Below are 17,973 nucleotides of genomic sequence, written 5' to 3'. Positions count from 1 at the left end.
ACCTGCCTTACAAGCAGGGGGTCGGCGGTTCGATCCCGTCATCCTCCACCATATGAATTTTATATGAATAGTATTATCGCGGGGTGGAGCAGTACGGTAGCTCGTCGGGCTCATAACCCGAAGGTCGCAGGTTCAAATCCTGTCCCCGCAACCAAATGGTCCCGTGGTGTAGTGGTTAACATGCCTGCCTGTCACGCAGGAGATCGCCGGTTCGACCCCGGTCGGGACCGCCATTTTAATAAGGCTCGGTAGCTCAGTCGGTAGAGCAGAGGACTGAAAATCCTCGTGTCGGCGGTTCGATTCCGTCCCGAGCCACCATTTATCTTAATAAAATACGCCGGCTTAGCTCAATTGGTAGAGCAACTGACTTGTAATCAGTAGGTTGGGGGTTCAAGTCCTCTAGCCGGCACCATGTAAGTTTCGGAGGGGTAGCGAAGTGGCTAAACGCGGCGGACTGTAAATCCGCTCCTTCGGGTTCGGCAGTTCGAATCTGCCCCCCTCCACCATTTACATAGGGGCATAGTTTAAAGGTAGAACTGAGGTCTCCAAAACCTCCAGTGTGGGTTCGATTCCTACTGCCCCTGCCAAATATATTTACACAACATGGCGGTTGTGGCGAAGTGGTTAACGCACCGGATTGTGGCTCCGGCATTCGTGGGTTCGATTCCCATCAGTCGCCCCATTTTTATTTTAAAAATTACAAATAATTTAATTGATACTTACATATAATTAAGTAAGAATTCGATGGGCTATAGCCAAGCGGTAAGGCAACGGACTTTGACTCCGTCATGCGCTGGTTCGAATCCAGCTAGCCCAGCCATTTTTGCGGAAGTAGTTCAGTGGTAGAATACAACCTTGCCAAGGTTGGGGTCGCGGGTTCGAATCCCGTCTTCCGCTCCAATGAAATTTAATATGGCGGCATAGCCAAGTGGTAAGGCAGAGGTCTGCAAAACCTTTATCACCGGTTCAAATCCGGTTGCCGCCTTTTCTTTTGTGCCGATGTGGCGGAATTGGCAGACGCACTAGACTTAGGATCTAGCGCCTTTGGCGTGGGGGTTCGACTCCCTTCACCCGCACTTTTAATAAAATATCTCAAACATGTCTTGCGGAAGTAGTTCAGTGGTAGAATACAACCTTGCCAAGGTTGGGGTCGCGGGTTCGAATCCCGTCTTCCGCTCCAATGAAATTTAATATGGCGGCATAGCCAAGTGGTAAGGCAGAGGTCTGCAAAACCTTTATCACCGGTTCAAATCCGGTTGCCGCCTTTTCTTTTGTGCCGATGTGGCGGAATTGGCAGACGCGCACGACTCAAAATCGTGTTCCTTCGGGAGTGTCGGTTCGACCCCGACCATCGGTATCATGAACGGCGTAACATTAAGGCTCTACACTAATTGTGTAGGGTTTTTTTGTGTTTTCTTCACACTACAAAATAAGTACTGATAGTGTGTTGTGGCGCGACGAACTTTAGATATAGTTGGAAGAAACTATAAAGTACTAAAAGGATAAAACCGAACGTTCGGCTTTATCCTTTTATAGAATTTCAGTGGTATATTACATATACAAGAATTTTTTCAAGCACTCTAGAGAGAATCTCTCCACCCCGGTGATATGAAGTTAAATCCGACACCACCAGTAGATATTAGTACATTATCAACTGTTAATTTTGTAATTTCTAAAAACTTCTTTTCAAACTCTTCTCTGTTGTACTTGTACATAGTTGAGTGACACGACCACATTTGTGTTGAAGTACTCAACCAGTCCCCTAATTCTTTTAATTTAGGAAACGACTCAAATTGAATTGGTTCATCTAATTTTATGAATCTCACTTGATAGATAGTTGGGTTTAACTGCTCTCCTATTCCTTTAAAACCATGTGATTTTTTCTCTTTTGAATGTGTCATAATAATTCTGCCTTATCCTAACTTCAAATTTTTTCCTATTTTAATTATACAGCAATAGAAAGTAAATATGATGGAAATATGTATGAGTAGCGGCGTAAATGTTTCTGATACTATGAAAGATGTATAAAAATAAGTATAAAAAACTTCGACATTAAATCGTGGCTTTTATTTTTTATGCTTCTTTAAATGGCCATATTGATGCTAACTAAAGAAAATAGATCAAAATGAAGCAGTCTGTCTATAAGTTTTATTAAACTGAATTAGCCTGTAGTAAAAAGTAGAATCAACTTTATTTATCCCTTTGGTTGTAAAATGAATCCCATGTCATTTCCATCCGTGTATAGCAAATTTTGAAGTATCCCCATATGTCTTCGCCGAATTTCCATGCCCATCCCTCGAAGCAATGCTCAAAAAAGGTTTCGTTTTGCTCTTTCATATCTTCAGTGACTAGTGTAAAATCATTTATTAATTCTAATAATGATGTAGGTACATAAAGACAATCTTTATCAAAAATAATCTCCTGTTTTTGAACATGAGAACAATCATAATAACCAGCATCAATTACTTCAAAGTCATAGAAAGTTAATGTAGCTTTATTTATTTCCCATCCGTTATTAAAAGGATTTAAAGGGTGTTTTTTTGTAATTTCAATGGAGTCGAATATTAAGTAAAGGTTGTTATTTGTAACTTTTGCTTTTTCAATATAATAGGACCACGATTCTATATACTCAAAACAATTTACTGATTGATACTTTACCATTGCCCTCTACCTCCATTTGGTATAGAAAGGATTCTAAAACGAATTCCTTTTTGTTAAATTATACTATGTGCTTCTAAAATTCGTAATAAACGTGAGAATTCATGTATAATATAACTTGTCGAAAGAAGAAAATGATAGTGATTTATATTATGTCTGTAATATGAATCAAAAATGAACTTTTTATATTTCTTTTAAAAATGTGTTGAACACACATTATATTTCATATTAATATTTTTATGTAGATTTAAAACGAGAAAGAGAGTGGAAAGTATGGGCCGTAAATGGAACAATATTAAAGACAAAAAAGCATCAAAAGATGCAAATACAAGCCGTATATACGCGAAATTTGGACGTGAAATTTATGTGGCGGCAAAACAAGGCGAGCCAGATCCAGAATCAAACCAAGCGCTTAGAGTCGTATTAGAACGTGCGAAAACATACAATGTACCAAGAACAATTATTGATCGTGCAGTTGAAAAAGCAAAAGGCGGTTCAGAGGAAAATTATGACGAGCTTCGTTATGAAGGATTTGGGCCAAATGGAGCTATGGTTATTGTAGATACACTTACAAATAACGTAAACCGTACTGCAGCAGATGTACGAGCTGCATTTAGCAAAAACAGTGGTAACATGGGTGTAAACGGTTCTGTAGCTTACATGTTTGATGCGACAGCTGTTATCGGCCTTGAAGGTAAAACATCAGATGAAGTTCTTGAAATTTTAATGGAAGCAGATGTAGATGCACGTGACATTCTAGAAGAAGAAGATGCTGTTATCGTGTATGCTGAACCAGATCAATTCCATTCAGTACAATCTGCACTTAAAGGTGCTGGTGTTGAAGAATTTACAGTTGCAGAATTAACAATGCTTGCACAAAGTGATGTTACACTTCCTGAAGATGCTCAAGTACAATTTGAGAAAATGGTTGATGCATTAGAAGATTTAGAAGATGTACAACAAGTTTATCACAACGTAGACTTAGGAGAGTAATACGATGAAAGCCCCTTTTCGTTTAACGAATAGGGGCTTTTTTTATGAAGTTAATTAAGGTGATGAATTATTAAAGGTATTTTGGTGTAGATAGGGAATATGCTTATAGGGATATATGAAATAACCATTATTTCTAGGAGGCTTAGTATGGAACATAAGACACCAAAGCATATAGTTGCCGTAGCAGGTTATTTAACAAATGAAAAAAATGAAGTGTTATTAACAAAGGTACACTGGCGAGCTGATACGTGGGAAATGCCAGGAGGACAGGTAGAAGAAGGAGAAGCACTCGATCAAGCTGTCTGTAGGGAAATAAAAGAGGAAACAGGGTTAACGGTGAAGCCTATCGGAATTACCGGGGTTTATTATAATGCCTCTATGCACATTCTAGCTGTTGTTTTTAAAGTAGCATATGTGAGTGGCGAAATAAAAATTCAACCTGAAGAAATACAAGAGGCTAAATTTGTTGCTTTAAATGAAGAGAACATAGATGAGTATATAACGCGTCCTCATATGAAATCTAGAACACTTGATGCAATGAGAGCAACACATTGTATTCCGTATGAAACGTGGGAAGTGCAGCCGTATAATTTAATTAGAAGATTGTAAAGAAAAGAGTAGCCGATTTGAGGTACATTCAAATCACTACTCTTTTTTTGTATACTGTTTAAGAAAAAGGTCAAAATGATAATAGCGTTAGTATTGATTTATAGAACACTCGTTCTGTATAATGAATCTATATGTTGTATACATTTAGATTACTAGATAGTCAAAAGTACATATATTTGTAGATGATATAATTAAAGTGTAAAGTGAAAATATAATAGTCTTAAGGGTTACTCTTATTGGCTATTCGTACTTTAACATAACCTATATTCAATATTTCAGATGAATAGTAGATAAAAAAAGACTGTGATACAATATTTTTTTATCCCACTATTTGCTGGGCAGTAAGCCTGATTGATGAGTGCTTATTAAAGTTTCATTTTATACCTTACAATGATGTAAGGTACGTGTAAGAGAAATCGATGGGATATTTTTTTACAACAATGTATTCTTAAAGTAAGAGTTATATGCTGTGTGGAAAAGAGGTGTTCAAGATGAAAGAACGAGTATTATCTAGGGTGAACTATCATCAAAAAGTTGCATTAAATCCAATGACTAAACTTTTTTATAAAGCCATTATATTATTATTATTGTTAAGTTGTACGTTATTATTCATTGGAAATGTAATGATTGAGCAAAGTGATATTAGTAAATTACATGTGCCGGCTAAGTTAGAGGTACCAGAATCATTAACACATGCATTTATTGCGACAGAAGATAAAAGATTTTATCATCATAACGGTTTAGATTATATAGCAATTATTAGGGCCTCTGTTGAGAACATAAAGGCTGGTGGTGTCGTACAAGGAGGAAGCACGATTACACAGCAGCTATCTAAAAATGCTTTTTTAACGAATGAACGTACATTTTCTCGTAAGTGGAAAGAGATTTTTTATACGAAAAAAATTGAACGTACATTTACGAAGGATGAAATTTTAAAATTATATGTAAGTAACATTTATTATGGTGAAGGAGCATGGGGAATTGAAAAAGCAGCAAACCTTTACTTCGGTAAAGAGGTGAACCAATTAACGTTGGCTGAAAGTGCGATGATGGCTGCTGTAGTAAAAGCACCTGCTTATTACTCACCTGCCCAAAATTATGATAAAGCAGTAGAGAGACGAAATGTCGTTTTGAGATTAATGGAGAAAGAAGGCTATATAAGCCATGATGAGTATGTTCAAGCAGTTAGTGAGAAATTAGTAATTCGTCATGATATAAAAATAGAGCAGTCAATGTTAAATAGTGCGCGTAAAAAAGCAGTAAGTTAAGAGAAGTTCCTACAGAGGAGCTTCTCTTTTTTTGAATAAATTGTGACAAATTGTGACACAATATCGTCACAAATATTGTGTTTTTGTAATTTATGTGAGCGTGTTCATTGCGTGACGTATATAAGTGTTGATATTATGTGTATTGTGTACAATACTGTATACAGAATATGAATTTAAAGAGGAATGTATATGAAATCAAATAAACTTATGGCTCTTGGGGTAGTTTTTTCTATCGCAGTATTGATTGTAATCGGAACAATTGCGTATAGCATCATAAATGACAAAAAAGATAAAGGGAATGAGATGTTTGCTTATTCTACACAACAATCTTTAGGAAAAGATGATGCTCCGGTTAAGGTAGTTGAATTTGGAGACTTCAAATGTCCTGCTTGTCGTACTTGGGATGTAACAGTATTACCACGATTAAAAGAAGAGTATATTGATAAAGGTAAAGTGCAGTTATATTTTATTAACTTCCCATTTATCGGAAAAGACTCGGATTTAGGTGCAGCAGCTGGTGAAGCAATTTATAAACAAGATAAAGATTCATTCTGGATCTTCTATGATGAGATTTATCAAAATCAAAAGAAAGATACGGAAGAATGGATTACAGAAGATTTGCTTCTTAGCATTGTGAAAGAGAAACTTCCAAAAGTTGATGTAGCACAATTTAAGAAAGATTTACACAGTAAAGAAATTAAAGAAAAAGTACGTAAAGACTCAGATCGTGCTCAAAAATTAAAAGTTCAAGGTGCTCCTTCAGTATATGTAAACGGAAATCTTGCAAACCCTGATTTCGATAGTATGAAGAAGGCAATTGATAAAGAATTGAAAAAGTGATGAGGCCTCTCATCACTTTTTCGACTTTTTTCGATAAAATTCTTGCCTCGACTTTTTTTACATGCTATACTTCTTTACATAAGTTATTCTAATATCTTATATGTAATTCATATTTGCGGGTGTAGTTTAGTGGTAAAACGAGAGCCTTCCAAGCTCTGGTCGAGAGTTCGATTCTCTTCACCCGCTCCAAATTTTATTAAATGTTTTTCTATAAATTGTGATCAACGCAGTGTTTCGTTTCCGAGATAAACGAGGCATTGCGTTTTTTAATGTTTGAAAAACATCATTACATGCGAAAATAGAAGTAAATAATAGTATTTCAAAAGTGAATTATTAACCAATAGAGTCGTTACATAAGGGATGGATCCATCTGAGGAGGCGATTAAGAGTGGATTTTGAACAATTAAAGCAAGATGTAATTGCGTATAGTAAAACAATTGGCATAGATAAAATAGGCTTTGCGAGTGCTTCTCCTTTTGAGGAATTAAAGCAGCGCTTAATCCAGCAGCAACAATTAAATTATCAATCTGGATTTGAAGAGCCTGATATAGAGAAGAGAACGAATCCGCAACTTTTATTACCGGGTGCTAAATCAATTATTGCAATTGCTTTAGCATATCCTTCAAAATTAAAAAATGCACCATTAAGTAAGCGTGGAGAACGCCGTGGGATTTTTTGCCGTGCTTCTTGGGGACAAGATTATCATCTTGTTTTACGAGATCGTTTGCAAAAATTAGAAGCATATTTAATTGAAAAACTTCCGGATATAGAAGTGAAGTCCATGGTTGATACAGGTGAATTAAGTGATCGAGCTGTATCAGAGCGTGCAGGCATTGGCTGGAGTGGGAAAAACTGTGCTATTATTACACCTGAATTTGGTTCGTATGTATACCTAGGGGAAATGATTACAAATGTTCCATTCCCACCAGATAAGCCGATAGAAGATCAATGCGGGGGCTGTACGAAATGTATCGATATTTGTCCTACAGGTGCTTTAATACAAGGGGGACAGTTAGATTCGAAGAAGTGTATTGCGTTTTTAACACAGACGAAAGGATTCCTACCTGAAGAATATCGCGATAAAATAGGAAATCGTATATATGGATGTGATACGTGTCAGACTGTTTGTCCGAAAAATAAAGGAATGGATTTTCATAATCATCCTGAGATGGAGCCGGACCCTGAGCTAGTTAAACCATTATTAACGCCGCTTTTAACAATTAGCAATCGTGATTTTAAAGAGAAATATGGGATTATGTCAGGGTCATGGAGAGGGAAAAAGCCACTGCAAAGAAATGCGATTTTAGCATTAGCACATTTTAAAGAAGCATCGGCAATTCCTGATTTAATTGGTGTCATGAAAGATGACCCAAGACCGGTACTGCGCGGAACGGCAGCGTGGGCACTTGGAAAAATTGGCGGAGATGGAGTCGGCGAAGCGATTGAAAAAGCGATGGAACGTGAGAAAGATGAAGAAGTGCTTCATGAAATGAATCGCGGGCTTGAGTTGTTAACACAGAAAAAAGAGTAGATAATATTTCCCTTTTTCATATTGTAATATGGGAGGGAAACGAAATGGCTGTAAAAACGAATATTGAAAAGCAAGTACAACAGTTTTTAGCATATATCACAGAGAAACGAACAGACGTGGATGGTATTGCTGAGGATTTACTACAAATGGCACAGAGAAAGAAACAATTGTTTCAAAGGCGTAGTGCATATATAGTGAAAGCAATTGCGGATGTTTCTTTCATTAGACAATTAAATAGTAATGACCATCAAGAAATTGATTATCAAATACATTTTAAATATTTAATTAAGCATAAAGAATTATTTTATATTGAAGAGGAACAATTAAAACGAAGAGTTTGTTTAAAAAATAGTCGGATTATAGTCGATTATGCTATTGAAGTATTAGAAGAAATTAGAATGGGTGAGACATTGGAAAGGGAAATTACGAAAGAGAAGTACGGTTCTTATCAATACAATCGTTTAGAGGCAGTGAAATATGCAGAGCGTTGGTGGGATGACCGAAATCCTATGTATCGTAATTTCCCTGATAATTGTACGAATTTCATTTCTCAATGTCTTCATACTGGAGAAGTACCTATGAACGGATATCCTAATATTCGTAAAGGATGGTGGCAAAGGGAGAATCAGTGGAGTTGGAGCTGGGCTGTTGCACATTCTTTTTATTGGTATTTGTCAGGTGCTACAACAGGACTTCGAGCAGAGGCGGTAGAGAGACCAGAAGAACTTATTCTTGGAGATGTTATTGCTTATGATTTCGAGGATGACGGAAGGTGGAATCATACGACGATTGTAGTAGCAAAAGATGCAGATGGTATGCCGCTTGTAAATGCACATTCAGCGAATAGCCGTCGACGTTATTGGAACTATGAAGACTCTAGTAAATATACACCACAAATGAAATATAAATTCTTTCATATTATTAATGGGTAGAGATTTTTCGCTCAAGTGGTATAATACGTAGTAGACAAAAAACAGAGGTGAATATCGCGTGGGAGTACATGTTGTTTTATATCAGCCAGAAATTCCAGCAAATACAGGGAATATTGCTCGTACTTGTGCAGCAACTGGAACAGAATTACATTTGATTAGACCGCTTGGATTTTCAACGGATGATAAAATGTTAAAGCGTGCCGGATTAGATTATTGGCAGCACGTGAAAATTACGTATTATGATTCAATTGAAGAATTTTATGAAAAAAATAAAGATGGTGAATTCTTCTATTTAACGAAGTATGGCGAAAAAGCTCATACAGCGTTTGACTATAGCAAGCGCGAGAAGGATTACTATTTTGTATTTGGAAGAGAAACAAACGGCTTACCAGCTAATGTAATCGAAGAAAACTTTGATCATTGTTTACGTATTCCAATGACAGATAAAGTACGTTCATTAAATTTATCTAATACAGCAGCAATTTTAATTTATGAAGCGTTCCGTCAACAAAATTACCCTGGATTAGATTTAGAAATCGTTTATTAAAAGTCGCCATATGGCGACTTTTTTTTATAAAATAAAAATAATATGTAATCATACATTTAAAAGAGAGGACATAATCATATAGAATGGGATATATGATTAAAAATAGATAAGACGGGTTGAGATAAATATGAAGGAAGAATATAGTAATCAAAATACCTTTTTAAGTATGATAGATATGGATTTAATTAGACAAGGATTATTACATGCTATTCAAGATTTAGTATTTATTTTGAAAGTTATTGATGATGAAACGTTTAAATATATGTATGTGAATAAAATAGGAATGGATTATGCTAGGTTAAGCGAAGAGTGCTATGGAAAAACTTTTGCAGAAGTATTACCAAAAGATATAGCGGGGATATTGCAAAGGCAATATGAAAAAGTAGTGAGAGAAGCGAAAGCACACACATTTTGTGATGTAGTCAAATTACAAAAAGGTGAGATACATTATGAATCTTCACTTAATCCTGTCTGCGATGAAGAAGGAATATGTCAATTTGTTATTTGTATTACAAGAGATATTACAGCTCAAATTGAGGAGAAGACAGAGATAGAGGAAAAACAAATGTTATTTAAGTCGTTACTAGAATATAATAATGACTCAATTATATCTATAGATTCTATAGGGAGAGTTACATATGCAAACCCGGCAACGTATGAAATATTTGGATACCGGTATGAAGAGTTAAATAATAAATTTATTTTTGAATTCATTAATAAAGAATATGAAAAAGACTTTCAAATTCTATTTAAAGGAGCTCTGCAGGGAAGAGCAAAACAAATTGTTTCAAAGAAATATGTTCATAAAGAAGGGTACGAGCTATATATTTCTTTGAGAACTATCCCGATTATTGTGAACGGTGAAATTGTTGGAGTTTATATTGTTACGAGAGATGTTACAAGGCAAGTATTAAACGAAATGCGAACAGAATATTTAGCCTACTATGACCAGTTAACGGGATTAATGAATAGAATTTCATGTACAAATAAGTTAAATACTTTTTTAAAAGAGAGTATAAATTTTGCGCTTGTATTTATAGATTTAGATGAGTTTCATCGTATTAATGATACATTTGGTCATAAAGAGGGAGATAAAGTATTACAAAAAGTTACAGAATGTTTAAGCAATCTAAAAATAGAAGGTATGCACTTATTTAGAGAACACGATGATCAATTTGTTATGTTAATAGAAAATATAACGAAAGAATGTGTAGAGGAAATTGCAAAGAGCATACTGAAAAATATTAGTGAATATTTTGTAATAGAGGAAGAAGATGTATATTTAAGTGCGTCAATTGGAATTGTAATGGCTCCAGCAGATGGAGAAGATGAAAAAATACTATTTCAGAGGGTCGATGCTGCTTTAGAAAAAGCAAAAGAAAAAGGAAAAGGACATTATCATTTTTATTGTAGTGGATTAGACTGTGAGCGTGAACAAAGGTTTATAATAGAAAACCAGTTACATCGTGCTATAGAAAAAAATGAGTTTTTCTTATATTATCAGCCACAAATTAATATTGAAACGAAAAAAATAGCTAGTATGGAAGCTTTAATAAGGTGGGAGAATAAGGAATTAGGATTTGTTTCTCCAAATCAATTTATTCCTTTGGCAGAAAGAACAGGATTTATTATTAAGCTCGATGAATGGGTAGTAAATCAAGTGTGTCAGCAACTGCGCGAATGGTTAAATAAAGGATATGAAGTGGTCCCAATTGCAGTTAATATTTCAGCTAGACACTTTCGCTCTATTACATTAATAGAGATGATTACACGGGCTTTAAATAAGTACAATGTACCAGCTCATTTATTAGCGATAGAGGTTACAGAAGGAGCTCTTATACATAAAGATATATCGAAGAGAGTGTTACTACAATTAAAAGAAAAAAATTTAAAGATTCATTTAGATGATTTTGGAACAGGCTATTCATCTTTAAGTTACTTGAAAACATATCCAATTGATACTTTAAAAATTGATCGTTCTTTTATGGAAGGTATACATATAGATGAACGTGATACGAATATTACAGCTGCAATTATTCATTTAGCTCATACTTTAGAATTGAATGTAATTGCAGAGGGAGTAGAAAAAAAGGAGCAAATACAGTTTTTGAAAGAAAAGAATGTGAAGCTTGTGCAAGGTTATTATTATAGTCGACCATTATCCAAATATGATATGGAAAATATGTATTATAAATAATATATAAAAAAATGATGTGCTAAAAGCACATCATTTTTTATGTGTACCTGGTTTGTCATTGTAACCAGATGTAAAAATAGCTGTAAGAAATGTGAGTGATACACCTAAAATTAATAATAATTTCATACTAATATCCTCCTTACTTTTTTCGGTTCACGAGTTCTATTTATTACCCAAAATGTATGTAAGGTTCTTAGAAGAAAAGAATTTATTTATAATGAATAGCAGTGTGAAAACGTTAATACCTATATTATACAGAATTTTCTTTGAATTTTGGAGAGAATTTTAGCGTGCTATTATATATTTCGTTTTGATTTAAAGAATGTTTAAGGACATCCTAGCATACCTTTTATAATAATCCGATTGAACAAGGAGATGGGGGAGGAGCTATAATGGATATTCTAAAAAAGATTGAACAGCATCGAGCAGCAGAAGAACGGTTACAATGGGAAGGGACGTTTGCGGAGTATTTGGAGCTTGTGAAAGAAAGACCATGGGTGGCTCAAACAGCACACTCTCGCATTTACAATATGATAAAAGATGCTGGAATTGAAGAAGTTGATGGTAGAAGAAAGTATAACTTCTTTAGTAATCAGCTCTTTGGATTAGAGGATGCTCTAGAACGTCTTGTAGAGGAATATTTTCATCCATCTGCAAAACGATTAGATGTTAGAAAAAGAATTTTATTATTAATGGGTCCTGTTAGTGGAGGGAAATCAACGTTAGTTACGATGTTGAAACGAGGATTAGAAACATATTCACGAACAGATCGTGGAGCAATTTTTGCAATTAAAGGATGCCCAATGCATGAGGATCCACTGCATTTAATTCCACATCATTTACGAGATGATTTCTTTGATGAGTATGGGGTTAGAATTGAAGGGAATTTATCACCACTAAATGTCATGCGTTTAGAGCAAGAATACGGATCAAGAATTGAGGATGTAGTTGTAGAGCGTATTTTCTTCTCTGAAGATCGCCGTACAGGGATTGGTACATTTAGCCCGTCTGATCCAAAATCACAGGATATTGCAGATTTAACAGGTAGTCTGGACTTTTCTACGATTGCAGAATATGGTTCAGAATCAGATCCGCGTGCGTATCGATTTGATGGAGAATTAAATAAGGCGAACCGAGGAATGATGGAGTTCCAAGAGATGTTAAAATGCGATGAGAAGTTTTTATGGCACTTATTATCGCTTACGCAAGAAGGGAATTTCAAAGCGGGAAGATTTGCGCTTATTTCAGCAGATGAATTAATTGTAGCGCATACGAATGAAACAGAGTATCGCTCATTTATAGCAAATAAGAAAAATGAAGCATTGCACTCAAGAATTATTGTAATGCCAGTTCCTTATAATTTACGAGTAAGTGAAGAAGAACATATTTATGAAAAAATGATTCGTGAAAGTGATGTTTCGAATGTTCACATTGCACCACACACACTTCGCGTTGCAGCAATGTTCACTATTTTAACTCGTTTAAAAGATCCGAAGCGTCCGGATATTGATTTAATTAAAAAGATGCGTTTGTATGATGGAGAAACGGTAGAAGGTTATAATGCGATTGATGTAGAGGAGCTACAACGAGAATATCAAGATGAAGGTATGAAGGGTATTGATCCTCGTTATGTCATTAACCGAATTTCGTCTACAATCATTCGAAAAGAGGTACCATCTATTAACGCGTTAGATGTACTTAGATCTTTAAAAGATGGGCTGGATCAGCATCCATCGATTAGTAATGAAGACCGTGAACGTTATATGAATTTCATCTCATTAGCGAGAAAAGAATACGATGAAATCGCGAAGAAAGAAGTACAAAAGGCGTTTGTTTATTCATATGAAGAATCGGCTAAGACACTTATGGATAATTATTTAGATAACGTCGAGGCGTACTGCAATAAATCGAAATTACGTGATCCGTTAACAGGAGAAGAAATGAGTCCAGATGAAAAATTAATGCGCTCAATTGAAGAGCAAATTGGGATTTCAGAAAATGCTAAGAAAGCGTTCCGTGAAGAGATTTTAATTCGCATTTCTGCTTATGCCCGTAAAGGAAAACGCTTTGATTATAATTCACATGAACGTCTTCGTGAAGCGATTCAGAAAAAACTATTTGCTGATTTAAAAGATATAGTGAAAATTACAACATCAACGAAAACGCCGGACGAAAATCAGCTTAAGAAAATCAATGATGTTGTTGCGCGTTTAATTGATGAGCATGGCTATAATTCTTCTTCAGCAAATGAATTATTACGCTATGTAGGTAGCTTGTTAAACCGATAGTTTGATAACAAAACGCTGTCTCTTGTATTTTGCGGGACAGCGTTTTATTATCCGTTCATATGTGTATAAAGTGTCATACCTTGTCCAAATGTAATAAATTAAGATGCAATTTCATGAATTTATTGTCAATTATTTTTACAATATGCATATGATAGAGTAACCAACCATTCATATGAAAAAAGCCAACACAATACAATATGTTGCAAAGTAAAAATGTGTGCAACAATGCATTGTGTTTCTTTCTTATCAGTGGCTGAATATTTCTTTCTATTATGTGAGTGGAAAAATTTTGTTTAGGATGCTCGGGGTATTGTATGAAAAACGTTATAAATGTTTATGGGATGATTTTCTGTGGGCAGTTACCTTTCAAATATTCTAGCTTGCACATTACAGAACAAAATTTATAGATTGCTGTTCATACAGGAAGACAATTACAGTAAGGAGGGAAAGGAATGAGCGAAGAAAATCAACCAAATTATACGATTTCACAGGAAAACTGGTCCCTCCATCGCAAAGGATATGACGACCAACAACGCCATCAAGAAAAAGTACAAGAGGCAATTAAGAATAATTTACCCGATCTTGTGACAGAAGAAAGTATAGTTATGTCTAATGGTAAAGATGTTGTAAAAATACCAATTCGTTCTCTAGATGAATATAAGATTAGATACAATTATGATAAAAATAAACATGTCGGGCAAGGAAACGGTGACAGCAAAGTTGGTGATGTCGTTGCGAGAGATGGATCAGGTGGTCAAAAACAAAAAGGGCCAGGAAAAGGGCAAGGAGCAGGAGATGCAGCTGGGGAAGATTACTATGAAGCTGAAGTCTCTATTTTAGAATTAGAGCAGGCGTTTTTCAGAGAGTTAGAGCTGCCTAATTTAAAGAGAAAAGAAATAGATGAAAACCGGATTGAACATGTTGAATTTAATGACATTAGAAAAACAGGATTATGGGGAAATATCGATAAGAAACGAACAATGATATCTGCATATAAACGAAATGCGATGCGTGGTAAAGCATCTTTCCATCCAATTCATCAAGAAGACTTAAAGTTCCGCACTTGGAATGAAGTATTAAAGCCAGATTCAAAGGCTGTTGTGTTAGCGATGATGGATACGAGTGGATCGATGGGAATGTGGGAGAAGTATATGGCACGTAGCTTCTTTTTCTGGATGACAAGATTTTTACGCACAAAGTATGAAACAGTTGATATTGAATTTATTGCTCACCATACAGAAGCGAAAGTCGTCACAGAAGAAGAATTTTTCTCAAAAGGAGAAAGTGGCGGAACAATATGTTCTTCCGTATATAAAAAGGCATTAGAACTGATTGATAATAAATATTCACCAGACCGCTATAATATTTATCCATTCCATTTTTCAGACGGTGATAATTTAACATCAGATAACGCTAGGTGTGTAAAGCTTGTGGAAGAATTAATGAAGAAATGTAATATGTTTGGATATGGGGAAGTGAATCAGTATAACCGCCATAGTACACTCATGTCAGCCTATAAAAATATTAAAGATGAAAACTTTAGATACTATATTTTAAAGCAAAAAGCAGACGTATTTCATGCGATGAAAAGCTTTTTTAGAGAGGAATCAGGTGAGAAAATGGCATAACCTCTTTTAAAGAGGTTCTTTTTTTGTAAACTTTTTATTTTTTTAGTTGACAATGATAATGAAAATCATTATCATTTATTCGAGAAATGATTACATTTCGAATTATATATTTTGGAGGAGATGTAAAGTTGAAACAAAATAAAAGAAAACGTATAAATGCAATGATTATAGCGGCGGCGTTATCACTTCCGTTTGCTGTTTATTCAACACCTGCTTTAGCGGCAGTGGCAATTGAGGCGAATAAAACGGGACAAGGTTTAGAAGATGGTACATATGACGCTGTTATTAAAGCGTATAAAGATAAAACGAATGAAGAGTCTATGGCAGCTGTTTATATAAAGGATCCGAAATTAACAATTGAGAATGGAAAGAAAATTGTAACAGCAACGTTAAGTGATAGTGATTTCTTCCAATACTTGAAAACAGAGGATATTCATACGCCAGGTGTGTTTCATGATGTAAAGGTCCTATCAGAAGACAAAAAGAAAAATGGGACGAAGGTTATTCAATTTGAAGTTGGAGAATTAGGAAAAACATACAATATGCAAATGCATATTTATATTCCAACGATGGCCTATGATAATAAATATCAAGTGCAGTTTGAAGTAAATGCTATAAATTTAGAAAACAATGTTCCAGAAAAACAAAAGGAAAATAAAGAGGAGCAACAAGATGAAAACGGAAATGTAATATTAGATAAGCAATTACAAAAATATATTAATAAATATAACTTAGATAGAGATAATGTAGATACGCCAATCACAAAGAAAGATTTATTACAAATTAAAACATTATCCATTTATTCAGGTAAAGGGATAAATGGAATAGCTGGTTTAGAGTATATGACAAATTTAGAGAAGTTGACGTTACGAGAGTCTAATGTAACAGATATATCAGCCATCTCGAAATTGAGAAGTTTGAAGTACGTTGATTTAACTTCTAATTCAATTGAAAGTATTCATCCAATTGGGCAATTAGAGAATATTAATATGCTTTTTTTAAGAGATAATAAAATTTCTGATCTTACACCATTAAGTAAAATGAAAAAAATCAAAACATTAGATTTAATCGGTAATAACATTAAAGATATCCAGCCATTATTTACATTATCAACTATGAAACAATTATACTTAGCAAATAATCAAATCAGTGATCTTAATGGAATTGATCGATTAAATAATGTGGAACTATTATGGATAGGGAACAATAAAATTAATAATGTTGAATCTATTAGTAAAATGAGTAATCTTATTGAACTAGAAATTGCTGATAGTGAAATAAAAGATATATCACCATTATCTCAATTAGGAAATTTACAAGTGTTGAATTTAGAAGAGAATTATATCTCTGATATATCGCCGCTGAGCACCTTAACAAATTTACATGAGATAAATCTTGGAGCAAATGAAATTTCTGACGTAAGACCTGTTGAGGAATTAGGTAAGCGAATTTCAATTGACATTCAAAGACAAAAAATCTTTTTAAATGAAGCAAGCGTAGATGAAGAAATAAAAATCCCAGTATACAGCCTTAAAGGAGAGCCACTTCAAAATATTAATGTAAAAAGTGAGGGGGCTACTCTGAATAACGGATTTATAAAATGGAATAGTCCTGGAGAAAAAATATATGAATTTAAACTAGATACTAATTCTACTGAAAGTAAAATAAGATTTAATGGTACGGTTATACAGAATATAGTTGAAAAACAAAAAGAAAGTCAAAATGTAATTCTCGATAAAACTTTACAACAACATATTAATAAAGAGAATTTAGGTAGAGAGAATTTAAACGCTCCTATAACAAAAGAAGATTTATTACAGATTAAAACAGTAGAGATACTTAAAGAAAAAGGAAAAGAGATAAAAGATATAACAGGTTTAGAGTACATGACGAATTTAGAAAAACTCACTTTAGAAGGAGTAGGCCTAAAAAATATAGAGTTTATCTCAAACTTGAAACAATTGAACGATGTAAATGTATCTCATAATCAAATTGAAGATACAACACCGTTATCTTTATTGAAAAATTTGCAATGGTTAAATCTTACAGATAATCGTATTAAAGATGTAACGGTTCTTGGCTCAATGTTAGACTTACTTAGTTTAAAATTAGCTGAAAATGAGATTCGTGATGTAAGGCCATTAATACAATTAGGTCAGTGGGGGACAATTGATGTTAGAAGGCAAAAGGTCATTTTGGATGATGCAGAAATAAATAAAGAAGTGACAATTTCTGTATATGATCTAGAGGGAGAGCCAATTGAAAAGATTACACTAAAGAGTGAAGGTGGAACGCTTACCGATGAGGGAATCATTTGGAGTACTTTAGGAGAAAAAATATATGAATTTGATTTAGATGCAGATCATTATGAGACTGGCATATTATATAGTGGCATTGTAATTCAGAATATAGTAGAAACATTAATACCGAAAGAAGAAGTAAAAGAGCCGGTAAAAGAAGTTGAAGAAACAAAAGAAGAAGT

13 protein-coding genes and 14 tRNA genes are annotated in these 17,973 nt (G+C 34.4%); 25 read left to right on the top strand and 2 right to left on the bottom strand.

What is annotated here, in order from left to right; genetic code table 11:
* The first annotated feature begins 77 nt into the window (after positions 1–77).
* The 13 genes from C4S65_RS14920 to C4S65_RS14855 all read left to right on the top strand — a co-directional run bounded on the left by C4S65_RS14920 (position 78) and on the right by C4S65_RS14855 (position 1,357).
* Positions 78–154, top strand: a tRNA-Met gene (locus C4S65_RS14920).
* Between the two features lie 3 nt (positions 155–157).
* Positions 158–233 (top strand) — tRNA-Asp (locus C4S65_RS14915).
* Between the two features lie 9 nt (positions 234–242).
* Positions 243–318 (top strand) — tRNA-Phe (locus C4S65_RS14910).
* A gap of 18 nt (positions 319–336) precedes the next feature.
* A tRNA-Thr gene (locus C4S65_RS14905) sits at positions 337–412 on the top strand.
* A 10-nt stretch (positions 413–422) separates the two neighbouring features.
* Positions 423–506: transfer RNA gene (locus tag C4S65_RS14900), tRNA-Tyr, on the top strand.
* Positions 507–513: 7 nt separating this feature from the next.
* Positions 514–587: transfer RNA gene (locus C4S65_RS14895), tRNA-Trp, on the top strand.
* A gap of 19 nt (positions 588–606) precedes the next feature.
* Positions 607–682: transfer RNA gene (locus tag C4S65_RS14890), tRNA-His, on the top strand.
* Between the two features lie 63 nt (positions 683–745).
* Positions 746–820 (top strand) — tRNA-Gln (locus C4S65_RS14885).
* A gap of 5 nt (positions 821–825) precedes the next feature.
* Positions 826–900 (top strand) — tRNA-Gly (locus C4S65_RS14880).
* Between the two features lie 14 nt (positions 901–914).
* Positions 915–985 (top strand) — tRNA-Cys (locus C4S65_RS14875).
* 120 nt (positions 986–1,105) lie between these two features.
* A tRNA-Gly gene (locus C4S65_RS14865) sits at positions 1,106–1,180 on the top strand.
* Positions 1,181–1,194: 14 nt separating this feature from the next.
* Positions 1,195–1,265 (top strand) — tRNA-Cys (locus tag C4S65_RS14860).
* Between the two features lie 10 nt (positions 1,266–1,275).
* Positions 1,276–1,357 (top strand) — tRNA-Leu (locus C4S65_RS14855).
* A 223-nt stretch (positions 1,358–1,580) separates the two neighbouring features.
* On the opposite strand, the gene C4S65_RS14850 is transcribed toward C4S65_RS14855, so the two are convergent.
* Both C4S65_RS14850 and C4S65_RS14845 read right to left on the bottom strand, forming a co-directional pair.
* A complete protein-coding gene (locus tag C4S65_RS14850; protein ID WP_000149747.1) occupies positions 1,581–1,901 on the bottom strand; it encodes a DUF3884 family protein in 321 nt (106 codons plus the stop codon).
* A gap of 289 nt (positions 1,902–2,190) precedes the next feature.
* Positions 2,191–2,661, bottom strand: coding sequence for a hypothetical protein (locus C4S65_RS14845; RefSeq protein WP_061667822.1), 471 nt, complete (start codon positions 2,659–2,661; stop codon positions 2,191–2,193).
* 270 nt (positions 2,662–2,931) lie between these two features.
* Between C4S65_RS14845 and C4S65_RS14840 the strand changes: the two genes are divergently transcribed.
* The 12 genes from C4S65_RS14840 to C4S65_RS14770 all read left to right on the top strand — a co-directional run.
* The gene (locus C4S65_RS14840) at positions 2,932–3,651 is read left to right on the top strand and encodes a YebC/PmpR family DNA-binding transcriptional regulator (protein ID WP_000532949.1); all 720 of its coding nucleotides are present in this window, start codon (positions 2,932–2,934) and stop codon (positions 3,649–3,651) included.
* A 147-nt stretch (positions 3,652–3,798) separates the two neighbouring features.
* Positions 3,799–4,260, top strand: a complete 462-nt coding sequence (locus C4S65_RS14835) for an NUDIX hydrolase (RefSeq protein WP_061667823.1) — start codon at positions 3,799–3,801, stop codon at positions 4,258–4,260.
* A gap of 491 nt (positions 4,261–4,751) precedes the next feature.
* A complete protein-coding gene (locus tag C4S65_RS14830; protein ID WP_000664717.1) occupies positions 4,752–5,528 on the top strand; it encodes a transglycosylase domain-containing protein in 777 nt (258 codons plus the stop codon).
* Positions 5,529–5,717: 189 nt separating this feature from the next.
* Positions 5,718–6,368, top strand: a complete 651-nt coding sequence (locus tag C4S65_RS14825; protein WP_000841318.1) for a thioredoxin domain-containing protein — start codon at positions 5,718–5,720, stop codon at positions 6,366–6,368.
* 115 nt (positions 6,369–6,483) lie between these two features.
* Positions 6,484–6,557: transfer RNA gene (locus tag C4S65_RS14820), tRNA-Gly, on the top strand.
* 199 nt (positions 6,558–6,756) lie between these two features.
* Positions 6,757–7,899 carry a tRNA epoxyqueuosine(34) reductase QueG gene (gene queG / locus C4S65_RS14815; protein ID WP_061667825.1) on the top strand — a complete coding sequence of 381 codons (1,143 nt, stop codon included), beginning with the start codon at positions 6,757–6,759 and terminating at the stop codon, positions 7,897–7,899.
* A 44-nt stretch (positions 7,900–7,943) separates the two neighbouring features.
* Positions 7,944–8,831 carry an amidase domain-containing protein gene (locus tag C4S65_RS14810; protein ID WP_000279395.1) on the top strand — a complete coding sequence of 296 codons (888 nt, stop codon included), beginning with the start codon at positions 7,944–7,946 and terminating at the stop codon, positions 8,829–8,831.
* Between the two features lie 58 nt (positions 8,832–8,889).
* Positions 8,890–9,378, top strand: a complete 489-nt coding sequence (gene trmL, locus C4S65_RS14805) for a tRNA (uridine(34)/cytosine(34)/5-carboxymethylaminomethyluridine(34)-2'-O)-methyltransferase TrmL (protein WP_000538147.1) — start codon at positions 8,890–8,892, stop codon at positions 9,376–9,378.
* 127 nt (positions 9,379–9,505) lie between these two features.
* Complete coding sequence (locus C4S65_RS14800; protein WP_000657162.1) at positions 9,506–11,575, top strand: GGDEF domain-containing phosphodiesterase; 2,070 nt, start codon at positions 9,506–9,508, stop codon at positions 11,573–11,575.
* A 392-nt stretch (positions 11,576–11,967) separates the two neighbouring features.
* Positions 11,968–13,863, top strand: coding sequence for a PrkA family serine protein kinase (locus C4S65_RS14790; RefSeq protein WP_000353273.1), 1,896 nt, complete (start codon positions 11,968–11,970; stop codon positions 13,861–13,863).
* A 452-nt stretch (positions 13,864–14,315) separates the two neighbouring features.
* Complete coding sequence (yhbH, locus tag C4S65_RS14775; protein ID WP_097821147.1) at positions 14,316–15,491, top strand: sporulation protein YhbH; 1,176 nt, start codon at positions 14,316–14,318, stop codon at positions 15,489–15,491.
* 128 nt (positions 15,492–15,619) lie between these two features.
* Positions 15,620–17,973: leucine-rich repeat domain-containing protein (locus C4S65_RS14770; protein ID WP_103945276.1), on the top strand; the 2,354-nt coding region annotated here is incomplete at its 3' end.

It is taken from the genome of Bacillus sp. ok061 (genome assembly GCF_900108285.1).
Lineage (GTDB): Bacteria > Bacillota > Bacilli > Bacillales > Bacillaceae_G > Bacillus_A > Bacillus_A thuringiensis_S.
Note: the sequence above shows the minus strand (reverse complement) of the source record. Positions and strands in the feature narration are given on the sequence as shown.

Bases quoted from the DNA above. Each gene is read 5' to 3' on its own strand.
- C4S65_RS14800 (WP_000657162.1), top strand. From the start codon at position 9,506: ATGAAGGAAGAATATAGTAATCAAAATACCTTTTTAAGTATGATAGAT.
- yhbH (WP_097821147.1), top strand. From the start codon at position 14,316: ATGAGCGAAGAAAATCAACCAAATTATACGATTTCACAGGAAAACTGG.
- C4S65_RS14790 (WP_000353273.1), top strand. From the start codon at position 11,968: ATGGATATTCTAAAAAAGATTGAACAGCATCGAGCAGCAGAAGAACGG.
- C4S65_RS14845 (WP_061667822.1), bottom strand. From the start codon at position 2,661: ATGGTAAAGTATCAATCAGTAAATTGTTTTGAGTATATAGAATCGTGG.
- C4S65_RS14810 (WP_000279395.1), top strand. From the start codon at position 7,944: ATGGCTGTAAAAACGAATATTGAAAAGCAAGTACAACAGTTTTTAGCA.
- C4S65_RS14835 (WP_061667823.1), top strand. From the start codon at position 3,799: ATGGAACATAAGACACCAAAGCATATAGTTGCCGTAGCAGGTTATTTA.
- C4S65_RS14840 (WP_000532949.1), top strand. From the start codon at position 2,932: ATGGGCCGTAAATGGAACAATATTAAAGACAAAAAAGCATCAAAAGAT.
- C4S65_RS14830 (WP_000664717.1), top strand. From the start codon at position 4,752: ATGAAAGAACGAGTATTATCTAGGGTGAACTATCATCAAAAAGTTGCA.
- C4S65_RS14850 (WP_000149747.1), bottom strand. From the start codon at position 1,901: ATGACACATTCAAAAGAGAAAAAATCACATGGTTTTAAAGGAATAGGA.
- C4S65_RS14825 (WP_000841318.1), top strand. From the start codon at position 5,718: ATGAAATCAAATAAACTTATGGCTCTTGGGGTAGTTTTTTCTATCGCA.